Source organism: Paenibacillus sp. Marseille-Q9583 (genome assembly GCF_976954365.1).
Genome location: NZ_CDRJTB010000001.1, coordinates 254,223 through 268,052, shown reverse-complemented (window position 1 = coordinate 268,052; position 13,830 = coordinate 254,223). Strand labels below are relative to the sequence as shown.

Annotated in this window: 12 protein-coding genes; all 12 read left to right on the top strand. The window is 44.3% G+C overall.

Going from position 1 to position 13,830, the window contains the following annotated elements; genetic code table 11:
• The first annotated feature begins 159 nt into the window (after positions 1-159).
• Positions 160-1,497 (top strand): MFS transporter, encoded by a 1,338-nt coding sequence (locus ACWNM1_RS01115; protein ID WP_449599243.1) that lies wholly within the window; start codon positions 160-162, stop codon positions 1,495-1,497.
• A gap of 67 nt (positions 1,498-1,564) precedes the next feature.
• Positions 1,565-1,780, top strand: a complete 216-nt coding sequence (locus tag ACWNM1_RS01110) for a hypothetical protein (protein WP_339799357.1) — start codon at positions 1,565-1,567, stop codon at positions 1,778-1,780.
• A 27-nt stretch (positions 1,781-1,807) separates the two neighbouring features.
• Complete coding sequence (locus ACWNM1_RS01105; RefSeq protein ID WP_042131541.1) at positions 1,808-2,494, top strand: hypothetical protein; 687 nt, start codon at positions 1,808-1,810, stop codon at positions 2,492-2,494.
• The gene (locus ACWNM1_RS01100; RefSeq protein WP_449599241.1) at positions 2,491-3,693 is read left to right on the top strand and encodes a glutathionylspermidine synthase family protein; all 1,203 of its coding nucleotides are present in this window, start codon (positions 2,491-2,493) and stop codon (positions 3,691-3,693) included. The genes ACWNM1_RS01105 and ACWNM1_RS01100 overlap by 4 nt, the downstream gene beginning before the upstream one ends.
• Before the next feature lie 39 nt (positions 3,694-3,732).
• Positions 3,733-4,326 (top strand): signal peptide protein, encoded by a 594-nt coding sequence (locus ACWNM1_RS01095; RefSeq protein ID WP_449599403.1) that lies wholly within the window; start codon positions 3,733-3,735, stop codon positions 4,324-4,326.
• Entirely contained in the window at positions 4,323-4,715 is a 393-nt protein-coding gene (locus tag ACWNM1_RS01090) for a DUF350 domain-containing protein (RefSeq protein ID WP_149645447.1), read from the top strand. Before ACWNM1_RS01095 ends, ACWNM1_RS01090 begins: the two co-directional genes overlap by 4 nt.
• 139 nt (positions 4,716-4,854) lie before the next feature.
• A complete protein-coding gene (locus tag ACWNM1_RS01085; protein WP_449599240.1) occupies positions 4,855-5,868 on the top strand; it encodes a potassium channel family protein in 1,014 nt (337 codons plus the stop codon).
• 138 nt (positions 5,869-6,006) lie between these two features.
• Entirely contained in the window at positions 6,007-8,055 is a 2,049-nt protein-coding gene (locus tag ACWNM1_RS01080; protein ID WP_449599239.1) for a catalase, read from the top strand.
• A 172-nt stretch (positions 8,056-8,227) separates the two neighbouring features.
• The gene (locus ACWNM1_RS01075; protein WP_449599237.1) at positions 8,228-9,367 is read left to right on the top strand and encodes a glycosyl hydrolase family 8; all 1,140 of its coding nucleotides are present in this window, start codon (positions 8,228-8,230) and stop codon (positions 9,365-9,367) included.
• 31 nt (positions 9,368-9,398) lie between these two features.
• Positions 9,399-10,949: a glycan biosynthesis hexose transferase WsfD gene (gene wsfD, locus ACWNM1_RS01070; protein WP_449599236.1), complete on the top strand. Its 1,551-nt coding sequence runs from the start codon at positions 9,399-9,401 to the stop codon at positions 10,947-10,949.
• A complete protein-coding gene (locus tag ACWNM1_RS01065) occupies positions 10,946-12,502 on the top strand; it encodes a hypothetical protein (RefSeq protein WP_449599235.1) in 1,557 nt (518 codons plus the stop codon). Before wsfD ends, ACWNM1_RS01065 begins: the two co-directional genes overlap by 4 nt.
• A gap of 28 nt (positions 12,503-12,530) precedes the next feature.
• Positions 12,531-13,781: a glycosyltransferase family 2 protein gene (locus tag ACWNM1_RS01060; RefSeq protein ID WP_449599234.1), complete on the top strand. Its 1,251-nt coding sequence runs from the start codon at positions 12,531-12,533 to the stop codon at positions 13,779-13,781.
• The last annotated feature ends 49 nt before the right edge of the window (positions 13,782-13,830 follow it).

The following is a 13,830-nucleotide window of genomic DNA, read 5'->3' as shown; positions in this document are numbered from 1 at the left end:
CACTACAAGTATATATTGCGGAGAATGGAGATCATAATCGAATCGGTATGTGGAATGAGTGTGCCGCAAGTAATCCCCTATTCTAATTGCCAACCTCTTTTTATAGGCATAAAATTAGTTGAGCATGTATAGATAAATTAGGACAGGGATGGACTAGGAATGAATGATAAAATAGTTATGCCATTATGGACGATCTGCCTCTTTGTTGTAGTGATGAACACAACGATGTTTAATGTATCGCTTCCAACCATTATTCAGGATCTCCAAATTTCTGCTGACCTAGGCTCATGGGTCATTTCCAGCTATTCGATTGGCTATGCACTATCAACGGTTATTTATAGCCGGTTATCCGACTTGGTGCCGATTCGCAAGCTCTTGACTATTGGCTTAATTACACTTGGGACAGCATCAGTGTTTGGATTGTTCGCACATGACTTTAATATGCTATTGATCACGAGAATCGTGCAATCTGCGGGTGCTGGATCTATGGCTGGATTGGGGCTTGTACTCGCCAGTCGGTATGTTCCGATTGAAAGACGCGGTGCTGCTATTGCGATGATCTCGGCGGGAAGTGCAATGGCCTTTGGTTTGGGTCCTATTGTCGGAGGCGTCATCAGCCAGTACTTTGGCTGGAATGGATTGTTCGGCATTACTTGCCTTGTGCTTATTGTGCTGCCGGTACTGCTGCGGTTATTGCCTAAGGAACAGCCACAGCCTGCAAGCTTTGACATCCTGGGGGCGGCGCTGACCGTTGTAAATGCGGCAAGTTTACTGGTAGCTGTAACTACCCAGTCGCTTGTATGGCTAGCGGTGGGTGTAGTATCAATTATCGTGCATGCCTTACATCTGAAGAAGGCCAAGGAATCATTCATTAATCCGCAGCTGCTTACCATGCCGGGTTACCTGAATTTGGTTGCCGTAGGCTTTTGTATTCTGGTGTTGAACTTAGGGAACTTGTTCCTGATGCCGCTTGCACTTGCTAATCTGTTCGATAAATCAGCGCTGATGATTGGCTTGTATATCGCACCGGGAGCGCTATTATCTGCATTTCTGACCCGTTTCGTGGGACGTTTTATTGATCGGTACGGTAATATACGCTTCTTATTGATTGGACATTGTATACTTGCAGCCGTTATGGCTGTATTTGCTCTGAATCTTTCGGTATCACCTGTCGTGCTACTGCTGGGTTATCTATGTTTCTCTCCCGCCTTCTCAGCTACGATGGCATCCTTAAACAATGAAGCTTCTATAGTTCTTCCAAGGACTTGGATTGGTTCTGGCATGGGGCTTTTACAACTGGTTCAATTCTTCGGAGGTTCTGTATCTGTTGCAGTCTGCGGGCTTTTACTACATGCTCAGCGTGATATCTCCCCTGCAAAAGCATATCAGAATGTATACGGTGTATTGCTCCTCGTTAGCTTGTGCTCGTTAGGAATTCTGCTCTTGTATAGACGTTCTAATGCCAAGAGTAAGGTTGGGCAGTCTACACATACCTAGAACTGAAACGAAAAGGTAATAAAGACGTATCAGATGCTATAGCAGAACTAAGGAAGGAATGGTAATAATGGACAATGGGATGAATGTAATCTTATTTGAAAAAATGCCGGAAGGCGGGCTGCGAGTCATCGAGGAACGCAAGTGGAGCATGAATATGATCGCAGCGCTAGAGCATGTCAATTATATTGTGGTTGGCAGTGTTGAATATGAAACGGTTGAAGGACGGCTGAATGTAGATGAAGGTAAGCTGGAGCTTTTACTTGTTCCGATGCACAACGAATGATTGAGATAAGGGAAGGAGAACCTTACGATGTCTAAAGATGAAAAGGATAAGGAATTAGCGGTATCCAAATTATTCACCTCTGATGGTAAGCCCATTCGAGTATTATCTACTTCGCTAGGCATAGCTTTGTTAGCGAATGCTATGTTTATTCCTGGCGGCGCAGGGGCTAGCGCAAATACTTCTGGAGATGAACCACAGCTAGTGTCCTGGTCTACCGAAGAGGTTAAAGCCTATTTTGACAAAAATGTGGATTGGAATATTCCATATCCGGAAGGTGAACAAGAGGTAGAACAGGAAGGCCAAGGTGTTGTAACCAATAATGGAACGACGGTAGTGAATAACTATGGTGGATATCATTCGGGTTTTGGATGGGATGACTTGCTGCTGTATCACATGCTGTTTAACAGTGGTGGCAATTACTCTTCCAGAGGATGGTCTAAGGACCGCCCAACTTATTATGGAGGCACGAGAACAACTTATAAGCCGCCTACCTATAGCAGTGAGAAGTTCCAGAATAAGAAGGTTCCCGGTTCTGTTGTAAAGCCCAAAACATCGACTTCGTCCACAGGCTCCATTACGAGAAGAGGTTCTTCTTCAAAAAATGGAATCGGTGGCACTTCCAGCGGATTAAACTCATCGAAGAACTCTAAATCTAGCTCAGGCTCGAAGTCCTCTTCGAGATCAGGCTCAAGTAAGAGTGGTTTTGGCGGATGAATGAGCAGCAGAGTGTATTTGAAATTCTAGATCAGTCTGAGCTTGAAAGAGGTCCACGGGTCAAAGCGTTATATGAACTCGGGTTCACTTGGGCGGATCTTGAGGATGAAGAGTACTGGTTGGATGCAATTGCTCTAATGCACAGGGACACTTATAAGGAGCTTGAAGAAGCCTCATCAAAACTCTGGGCCATCCTCGATAAAGCGGTTCGCTATGTTCATTTAAAGCGCGATTTGTATGAACTGCTTGGGATTCCCCCTGTACTTTGGGAGATGCTTGACGGGTGTCCTATGCCAGAAGAAGGATTCATTAGTCGGTATGCCAGATTTGACTTTGCCATTGCCCATGATGGGACGATTAAGCTGCTCGAACTGAATGCGGATACCCCAACAGGTTATGTGGAAGCCTCGATAGCTACACCATGGATCTGTGAGCAAGCTGGAATACAGAGTCCAAATCAAGGGATGAAGGCACAAGTTGCGGCAGCTTGGCAGGTAGAACGTCCGGATACCGCAGCTTGTGTGGCTTATGGATCTCATCTTGAAGATTCAGGTACGATAGAAGCATTAGTGAAGCACAGTGGTCTCGATATCCAGTGTGTGGATTGTCTTGATCTGTGGGTCGACAACGGAATTCTCAAGGATGGGGAGGACCGTATGATTGAGCGGATGTTCGCTCTATATCCTAAAGAGTGGATGGCTATTGATGAAGGCGGGGATGCCCTCGCCTATGCGGTAGAGCAAGGAAATCTTCAGCTCTTTAATGGTCCTCACAGTATATTGCTCCAATCCAAGGGGCTGGTTGCAGCGGTTTGGGGAATGTATGAGCTGGGCCTGTTATTCGACAAGGAAGAGCGAGAGACGATCTCGCGCTATATTTTACCTACTTATAATAAGCCTGTATTCTCAGGGAACTTTGTGTCCAAATCTGTTTTTGGTCGTGAAGGGGGTTCGGTGCGCATGTTTGATGATAGTGGTGCGCTAGAGCTTGAAGATGAAGACGGTTATGACAGTAGTCAGCTCTTCCCCACTGTGTATCAAAAAAGAGCCGATTTAGCACGGATAACGACATCAGAGGGTGAATTTCATCTGCTGACAGGCATGTTCGTGATTAACGGGAAGCCTTGTGGTATGCTCGGCCGAGCGGGCGGATTGATTACAGGCAATGCCAGTCATTTTATTGCGTTGGGAGTGAGATAATTGGATAAGAGCAAGAAAGCCCGAATCGGAGTCTTATGTATGATGCTTTTGACGGTACTGTTACTAAGCGCATGTTCCAGTAATCAGGGCAGTGTATTTGATTCAGGAACAGCTCAAACTTCAGATAGTGTAGCACGGGTACCGTGGGACTACCGGGTGGTAGAGAGTACCGTAGGGGATTTAATTGGGAGTGACATGACGGTTTTGCCGGATAATGAACTGCTCCCGAATGATGGGAATTATGCTACTGGCGATAAAATTTGGACACTTCAGTTCATGGACGCCGAGTTAATCACGGATGCTGATCAGAAGAATGAAGTTCGCCTGTCTTCATGGAGCACGATTAAGTCTTATGCAGATGAAAAAACGGCAGCAGATGATCTTACTAATCTTAAAGTATCGGTAACCACTGATGTTGATATTGTAGGAGTATACAAGACTAAGTATAAGGATAAGACAAGAAACTTTGCGGTGCTTGAGCTCCCTTCAGGTAATCGGATTAAGCAGCCGATTGATGATGAACGCTATACCGCATTAGAGAAAAAGAAAACCGCTTCCGTAGTCCTTGAGGAAGTACATGATTTTGCCGACTATGATTCGGCTTATGCGAAATTTCGGGGGTGGGCGAAGTGACGATGGTGGTTAATTTGGTAGTGAGTGTGTTTGTGATTATTCTTTTGCAATTGTTAGGCATGGTGATCTTTGGTTTGATGACTCCGTTTAAAGATATGGAGGAGCTGAAGAAAGGCAATGTGGCTGTAGCCTTGGCTTTAGGCGGCAAGTTTCTGGCAACGGCTATTATTATTGGCGTAGCGGCATATACGAATACCTCCATTCTGCACATGATCATTTGGTTTGCGGTAGGTTATGTGTGCTTAATTGCGGCTTATTGGATCTTTGAATTGGCAACCCCAACCTTTAAGATTTCAGAGCATCTGGAGAAGGGAAATGTGGCTGTAGGCACTATGCTTTGCTTGGTGTTTATTGGGACAGCATTTGCGATTAGCAGTTTGATTGTTTAGTTTCAACTTGAAATAGGATAAAGACAAAGGTTGCCCCGATCCATCCGTCGAGTGGCAGCCTATATTTCTCGCATAAACGCTTACTGTCCTTAAAGGACATCGAAGGCGTGTTAGCTTGATGTGAAGAAGGGGTGGGCAGATGCATCTGTTTCTGAGAATTTCCACCAAGATGATGCGGTTGCGTAAACGGACTATAGGGTTAATTATTCTGATCTTTATAGTTCTTAGTGCGTCGATAGCTTACCTGATTGAGCCGGGTACGTTTCACAGTTGGTTTAATGCATTCTATTGGGTTATGACAACGATGGCGACAGTGGGGTATGGGGATTATTTTGCAGAGACCGTATTTGGAAAGCTGTTTACCATGTTTCTATATATCTTTGGTATCGGCCTCCTCAGCTTGGTTATTGGTAAGGTCATTGACTCCATTGCGGAGGTGCAGAGAAGGAGAGGAGCGGGAACGTTGAGCTTTCGGGGAAAGGGTCATGTGATTCTGATTAATTGGAGTAAGAAAGCACAAGCTGCCGTAGAGGAGATTCTATGCTATTCGCCGAAATGCCACATTGTCATCATTGATGAGACAGGAAGTCATCCTCTGGAGCATATGGATCAAGTTCACTTTATAAGTGGCGATGCCTCCAGTGATGAGATTCTTCTTAAGGCTAACATCCATGAAGCAAGAGCAGCCATTGTGTTCGGGGACACAAGGATTGATGAAGCATCGCTGATCGACGGCAAATCTTTATTAATTGCCTCTAGCATTGAGCGCATTGCGCCACAAGTACATACGACTGTAGAAATAATGCAAGAGAAGAATATACAGAATTTCAGGCATGTCCAAGTAAATGAGTTCGTTCTTTCGCATGATGCCATCTCCAGACTGGCTGTTCGTTCTGCACTGCAAGAGGGCAACTCTGAGGTGATAACGCAGCTGTTGAGCCGTAAATATGGTGATGATATTTATGAGATTCCAGTGAGTGCTACGTGGAAGACTTATGGGGATGCGTTTCAGAGCCTGCTTCTGCAAGGTGCAACCTTATTGGCGGATCGTAGCGATCTAAGTATCAATCGAAAGCTGGATCAGGCTATTCCTAAGGATGCTAGATTGTATGTTGTTTCCGATGAAGCGACGTATCGTAGGATTAAGGATTAGGTCAGAATTAGATGGAATAGGCGGATTTTCGGGAGCTATGGCTTCGCGGAATTCCGCCTTTTTTTGTTTGCAAAACTTTCCTAAAGGGTAAGAGATACATGATAATATTTACTTTACCTTTGGAAGGAGCCATTGTTAATGAGTGAACATCAAAAAGTGAACGGAAACAGCAAGAATGAGCAACTGGAACAGTTTCGCAGTAAGGATGAAGGTCACACCTTAACAACGAACCAGGGTTTAAAAGTATCAGAGGACGAGTTCTCCTTAAAAGCGGGTGACCGGGGCCCAACCTTACTGGAGGACTTTCATTTCCGGGAAAAAATGACGCATTTCGATCATGAGCGAATCCCTGAGCGAATCGTGCATGCACGTGGATTTGCTGCTCACGGTGAGTTTGAAGTATATAAATCACTGAAAGAATATACAAAGGCGAAATTCCTTCAAGATCCCTCCGTGAAGACACCGGTGTTTGTCCGATTCTCGACGGTAGCCGGATCACGGGGATCAGCCGAGACGGTGCGGGATGCCCGCGGATTCTCTACCAAATTCTATACAGAGGAAGGGAATTACGATTTAGTCGGAAATAATATGCCCGTCTTTTTTATCCAGGATGCAATCAAGTTCCCAGATTTAGTACATGCGCTTAAGCCTGAGCCGCACAATGAAATGCCTCAGGCCGCATCGGCTCACGATACCTTTTGGGATTTCATAGCCAATAACCAAGAATCGGCCCATATGGCAATGTGGCTGATGTCGGACCGTGCTATTCCACGTAGCTTCAGAATGATGGAAGGGTTTGGGGTGCATACTTTCAGGTTGATTAATGAGCAAGGAAAAGCCCATTTTGTTAAATTCCACTGGAAACCGGTGCTCGGTGTACACTCTTTGGTGTGGGACGAAGCTCAGAAAATATCAGGTGCGGACCCTGACTTTCATCGCCGTGATTTATGGGAATCAATTGAAGCCGGTAACTTTCCGGAATACGAGTTGGGCATTCAGCTTCTAAGTGAAGAAGATGAATTTAAGTATGATTTTGACGTGCTGGATCCTACAAAGCTATGGCCAGAGGAAGATGTACCTGTACAGATTGTTGGGAAAATGACCTTGAACCGCAACGTGGATAATGTCTTCGCCGAAACGGAGCAGGTAGCTTTCCACCCTGGACATGTGGTTCCAGGCATCGATTTCACCAATGATCCACTGCTTCAGGGCAGATTGTTCTCTTATACGGATACTCAGCTAATTCGGCTTGGCGGTCCTAACTTCCATGAGTTGCCGATCAATAGACCGGTATGTCCTTTCCACAATAATCAGCGTGACGGGTATGGACGGCAGACGATTAATCAGGGTTCAGTGAGCTATCATAATAATTCGCTTGCTAACAATACGCCCGCACCTGCAACAGAGGCTGAAGGTGGTTATGTACATTATCAGGAGAAGGTTGAGGGTCGTAAGGTGCGTAGCCGGAGCAAAAGCTTTGAAGACCATTATTCACAAGCCAAGCTGTTCTGGAACAGCATGAGTACTCCAGAAAAAACGCATATTATTGAAGCTTATTCATTCGAGCTCGGGAAGGTAAAGAGTAAGTCAGTCCGGCAGCAGGTTGTAGATATGCTCGCGAACGTTACGTTAGAGCTTGCTGTGCCTGTAGCAAAGGCTATTGGGGCGAAGCCTCCGATAACAGGCGGTTCCGAGGTGACTCAAGCCTCCCCGGCACTAAGTCAGGTAAATACGAAGAAGCACCCAAACACACGTAAAATAGGTGTGATTATAGGCGACGGATTTGATGAAGTCTTAGTGATGCCTGTCCTGGATACGCTTATGAGAGCCGGGATCCAGCCGGAAATAATTAGTGATAAGCTTGGATTTATTAAAGGCTCAAAGGGGACAGAGCTTGAAGTCATTCATACCTTATCCACGACAGATTCGGTCCTCTTTGATGCGATTTATGCAGCTGGTGGAAATTCGGAACGTAAGAAATTCCACAAGGATACGGCGCAATTCCTGAACCAAGCCTATTCTCACTTTAAGCCCATCGCGGTGACTACTGAAAATGCTAAACTACTTGAAACGGCCGAGCATAGAAGCAGTCCGGGTGTAATTATTGGAGATGGTGGAGAGGTGTTCGCTGCCAGCCTTGTCGCGGCAATTACTGCCCATCGTTTTTGGGAACGTATGAATGAATAAATAACTGATACAGAGGGGATATCCCGCTCGCCAAAGGCGTAAGGATATCTCTTTTTTGTCCAAGGATAGATACATAACGCTGACAGTTGATTTAACATTTTGTTGTATATTACCGTTATAGATAATACTAGGCAGTAAGCAGAATAGGAGAATATTAAAAGGAGGTGATCACTTGAGGAAAATAATCATTGCTGCATTAGCGATATTTGCAGGCATTATAGGGTTAACGGCATGCGAAAAAACGGCAGCACCGAATCTGTCCAATAGTGTTCATACTAATTCTCCAGCTCCAGTAGATTCGGAAAATGATACTAAGGTAATCCAGACGCAGGAAGTAACTAACTTAGAGCAGTTTATTACCTCGAAACTCACAGGTGAGTACGGTGTATATACTAATTTTATTGAAACAGATCAGTCGGCGGAAGCGGCGAGTGGACACGAAGTTCTGAGTGAATCGGCATCTCTCCGGATGCTGGCAGCTGTGCGTAGCGGCCAACAAGAGAGATTTGCAGAGCAATGGCAACTAGCTAAGCAAACCTTTGATATCAACAGTGGTTTCAGCTACCGTTACAGTCCTAAACAGCAGAAGCTATACCCCTTGAATGCTGCCGTTGATGATTTGCGTATGATTCAAGCTCTTTATGAGGCAGGGGAGAAGTTCGGCGATAAACGTTATACAGCTGAAGCGGATAAATATGGCGAAAGATTTTATGATTATAATGTAAAAGACGGAAAACTTTATGATTTCTACGATATGGAATATTCTTCAACAAACACATTCGTCACTTTGTGTTATATTAATTTGGGCACTTTGCGAAAAATGTCGATTCCTAGCCAATTTAGTAAGAAACTGACGAATGATTTGAACGTAATATTGGAAAACGGATATTTATCGGATGAATTCCCCTTTTATGAGACACGGTTTAATTATGAGACCGGAAAATATAGTTCGGAAAACATCAATACAGTAGAGTCGCTTTTATCCATTCTAGCCTTAGCTGAGGTGGGTCAGCAGAAAGCCGCCAGCATTGATTTTATCAAGCAACAGGTCGGAGCTGGAACTTTGTATGGGCAATATTCGAGAGAAGGTAAGCCGCTGAACGATATCCGCTCTACAGCCATTTATGCCATTACGGCTATGATCGGCACAGAAATCGGCGATGAATCTCTCCACCACAAAAGCATTGAAAGAATGAACGAGTTCAGAGTAACAGATGTGGATAGCCCACTGTACGGAGGATTCGGTGATGTGGCTAGCGGCCAAGCTTATTCTTTTGACAACCTGATGGCATTACTGGCCTATGTCTATTAACTTAAACTTATTGTATTGAAGGTGAACCTGCATGATGGACAACACGGTGAAAACACCTCTAAAGCAGGGGATAGCGCTTGCTAATTTATCGGTTTCTCCTGCATTTCTTGCTGCATTTGGAGTGATGCTTATTACCATCATCGCGCTGTTCACAGCTCCGTATGTCGGAGTGGCGGATAACGGTGACTTTTTCCGTAGCATTTATAGTAATGGACTCTATTTCAATCTGCCGGATTATGATAGTCAGTACTTTGGTTATTTTGTGAAGCAATATGGGATCTTTCAATATTTTAATGAGAATGGTGCAATGTTATTTTCCTCTCAGTCCTTATTTATCAAGCTGGCTATAGGACTTAACAAGTTGTTCTTCAGTAGTGAGGTATTCGACATCCGCTTTCAAGCGGCGATTTATACGATTTTATATGTAATCGCAATTTACTTATTAATAGAGGCTATTACATGGAAGATGTCCCGAAAACAGGGATTCATCATTGCAGGTATTGCTATTTTTATATTCGGAGATACCGGTTATACGGCTTATTTTAACTCCTTTTACGGCGAAAGCGTTGTGATGATCACGATGATCTTCATGTTCGCTTCATGGCTGATGTTATATCGAAAAAGATTCAATGACTACGCGATGCTGGCCTTATTCGTAATTAGCACGCTGATCCTGACTACTTCTAAGCAGCAGAATGCGCCAGTGGGTATGATCATTGCTGTTCTGGCATGTTCACTGCTTTGGATTCGTAGAGACAAGATATTTCGGATTCTAACAATGGCGTCTCTTGCTTTGATGCTCCTCGCAGGTGTGTTCACGTATTTGAATATCTCAAATGAGTTCGTAAACATTAACCAGTTCCATGCCATGACCCGAGGTGTGCTGAAGGAATCACCTGATCCAGAAGCCGCTTTAAAAGCGTTAGGGATGGACGAGCAATACGCTATTCTGAAGAACAGCATTCACTATGAGAAGTACGTGACCATAGACGTAAATTCACCACTTCTGGAGGAGAATTTCTACAGTCGTTATGGATTTATATCCATCCTTAAATATTATTTAACGAACCCTGACCAGCTCAATTCGATTCTTAATGTAGCTGCTCAAAGTGCATTCTCGATTAAGCCTGCGGCTATGGGGAATTTCGAGCATTCCGTTGGTAAGGAGTTTCGAGCACAAAGTCACTTTTTCACCGGATACAGCCAACTGAAACAAACGCTGGCCCCGCGAACATTCGGGTTCATCTTCCTCTGGATGGTGCTTGTCATCGGTCTCTATATGCCTTCCTTTGTAAAAGCGATCAAGTCCCGTGATTTCAGAGGTATGCAGCGAATGGTATTGATTGTTACTTCAATTGGCATTGGGCTTTCAGGTATTTTTGTATCGATTATCGGGGCAGGCGATGCCGATATTTCCAAGCATGAGTTCTTATTTACATTATCCTTTGATTTAGTCACTTTTCTGACCCTATCCAGTGTGATTGGGCGTAGAGTTTCTAAAAACAGCAATCAGGTTAAGCGGGTTAGCAAGAGTACCCCTTCTAGCCCGTATACAAAGCCTCAAAAGGATGTGAGTGTGTGAGCATCAGGGGAGTTTTAAACGGTATATTGCTACTGACGTTGACCCTATCAGCCCTTCTGATTCCCGTCACACCTGTCCAATCTGCTAATTCGCCACAGCAGGTCCTACTACTCTACGACAGCCTCGCTAAGGGGACAACGAAGGAAGGCAACGTGACTGAACTCCAGCGAATGCTGGCGGCCTATTCCATGAAGGTCACACTTAGAAGTCTGGATCAATATGAACAAGGTATGCTGAATCATTACTCTAAAGTGATCATGGTCCGTAATGCAGCGGATATTTTGATTACTAATAAATTTTATGTAGAGGATTGGGAGCATTATCAGGGACAGTATTTGCACATCGGGTACAGTCCTCCAGCCTCGCTGAAAAAGAAACTACAGTTAACCACAGATGTCATGTATGACGCGAATCCAGATCTCCAGATCGGACAGTTCTCGGGAATTTCACTTCAGGCACAGGATATGCTCTATATAGCCGGAAGTCAGGGAACCCAGTCCCTTGGAAAGCTGATCTTCCAGGATGATAGCCTGCAAGCACCTTATGCTGTGAGTAAAGAGGATGCTGCTTATGTTCCGTATTTTGAACAAGAGAATGTCAGTGCACTGGCGATGGGGTATGTTCTGAAGGATTGGCTTCATATCAACGCAACGCCTAAAGTATATCTTGCGATCAAAGAGATCTATCCCTTCTCTGATCTGGGATTGCTGACAGAGACTGCGGAGCGGCTGTATCAAGTGGGAATTCCTTTTCTCGCAAGTGTGCGGCCAGTGTTCAGCAATACCGATTATCCGGCAATGCAGCGTTATTTGGTAGCCATCAAAAGAGTGCAATCGAATAATGGCAGCATTCTGGTCAATGCCCCTATTGCGATGCATTCAACGAGTACTAGTAATATGGATCATTCACTTCAGGTGAAGATGAACGCGTTCATTAATCTGCTGGTGCACAACAAGATTGGGCCGCTTGGAATCGGAGCACAAATGCACTGGGCGTATGACAAGGAATACTCGGAGGTGGGGATGGGGTTTTTCGATTCTGTGATATTGTATCCGGATGAAAATGTTGATTATATGGAGAAAAGCGACACCTCCAAGTCCTTTCCATCCTCTTTATATAGTGTACCGATTGATTTTTTGCAGGATCTGCAAACATCCAATAATGTGATGCCAGAATTGCCGATGGACACGGTAATCACTGTGGATATGCCTAAGGGTAAGGAAGAACTTGAGGAAATGCTGAAGATGCTGGAACAATACTGGGTTTCTTTTGCGGATTATAAACAAGAAAGGCATGAGGTTGTTACAGACGTCAATACGATCACTTCATCAGAAGGAGTGATTTCTATTAATGGACAACCCTTGAGTCTGAATTATACGCCAGAAACAGTGAATAGCGATTATCGGTATACAGAAGAGCAGAAGAAGAGCTTTACGACGCTTTTTAATATACAGAATCAGTTCTTTATAGTTGCGATAATGATTTCTCTGTTGCTATTTGGCGGATTAATGATTATCGGATACCGATTGTATAGGAAAAAGTATTTGAAATGAGACAACTAATCGTGATTTGGAGGATCCTATGACGATTTCAGACATACTGATGGTAATTGCAGTGATCTGTATCTGGTCTCTATTGCTGGTGAATGTGACCCTCATTATCGCAGGCTATTTATATTACATTAAATCAGAAAATGAGGACATACCAGAGATAGAGGGCGAATATCCTTTGGTTTCAATTATGGTTCCTGCTCACAATGAGGGGGTAGTAATCTGTAAGACGGTGGAGTCTCTGCTAGCGCTTGATTATCCGGAAGATCGATATGAGATTATTGTGATTAATGATAATTCCTCTGATAACAGTGCTGAACTGCTGGCCGGTATCCAAAACCGAAATCCGGGGCGGCAGCTGATCGTTATTAATACGGATGCGATTACTGGTGGCAAAGGGAAATCGAATGCGCTGAATATAGGCTTCACCCATTGCAAAGGGCAGTTAATTGCGATTTATGATGCAGACAACACTCCTGAAAAACCGGCTTTACGTTATCTGGTCGCTGAGATCATGAATGATTCTAGCCTAGGCGCAGTAATCGGTAAGTTTAGAACCCGTAACCGTAACGCAAGCCTACTTACCCGGTTTATTAATATTGAGACGTTGTCCTTTCAATGGATGGCTCAAGCGGGACGCTGGAAGCTGTTCAAGTTATGCACCATTCCCGGCACTAATTTTATTATGCGCAGGTCTATCGTAGAAAGTATCGGTGGCTGGGATGTTAAAGCGATAGCCGAAGATACAGAAATCAGCTTCAGAATATATATGATGGGTTATCGGATCAAGTTCCAGCCGAAATCGGTCACATGGGAGCAAGAGCCACAGACCTTAAAAGTCTGGTTCAAGCAGCGAACGCGCTGGGCTAAGGGCAACATTTATGTCATTGTCAAAAATATCCCCCTGCTGTTCGATAAATCCGCCGCAAAAGTCCGATTCGATATTCTATATTTTTTAGCGATTTACTTCTTATTGCTGATTTCGTTAATTACCTCCGATGTGCTGCTCATCCTGCATGCTTTGGGCTATGTACATACTACTATTGCTGGGCTTAGCAATTTTCTCTGGCTACTCGCCATCATACTGTTCGTTGTAGGTACTTTCATAACGTTGACGACAGAGAAGGGCGAGATGAGCTTGTCCAATTTATGGATCGTAATGTTGATGTACGTCTCTTATTGTCAGCTGTGGATGGTTGTCGCGGCTTACGGATTATATCTTTACGCCAAAGATCTCATCTTCAAAAGAGAAGCAAAGTGGTATAAGACTGAACGCTATTAATAACGATCAAAGAAGTAATATGAGAAATATGTGATCACAGGAGAAACAG

Coding starts and splice junctions, on each gene's coding strand:
- ACWNM1_RS01115 (WP_449599243.1), top strand. CDS start 160: ATGAATGATAAAATAGTTATGCCATTATGGACGATCTGCCTCTTTGTT.
- ACWNM1_RS01110 (WP_339799357.1), top strand. CDS start 1,565: ATGGACAATGGGATGAATGTAATCTTATTTGAAAAAATGCCGGAAGGC.
- ACWNM1_RS01105 (WP_042131541.1), top strand. CDS start 1,808: ATGTCTAAAGATGAAAAGGATAAGGAATTAGCGGTATCCAAATTATTC.
- ACWNM1_RS01100 (WP_449599241.1), top strand. CDS start 2,491: ATGAATGAGCAGCAGAGTGTATTTGAAATTCTAGATCAGTCTGAGCTT.
- ACWNM1_RS01095 (WP_449599403.1), top strand. CDS start 3,733: ATGATGCTTTTGACGGTACTGTTACTAAGCGCATGTTCCAGTAATCAG.
- ACWNM1_RS01085 (WP_449599240.1), top strand. CDS start 4,855: ATGCATCTGTTTCTGAGAATTTCCACCAAGATGATGCGGTTGCGTAAA.
- ACWNM1_RS01080 (WP_449599239.1), top strand. CDS start 6,007: ATGAGTGAACATCAAAAAGTGAACGGAAACAGCAAGAATGAGCAACTG.
- wsfD (WP_449599236.1), top strand. CDS start 9,399: ATGATGGACAACACGGTGAAAACACCTCTAAAGCAGGGGATAGCGCTT.
- ACWNM1_RS01060 (WP_449599234.1), top strand. CDS start 12,531: ATGACGATTTCAGACATACTGATGGTAATTGCAGTGATCTGTATCTGG.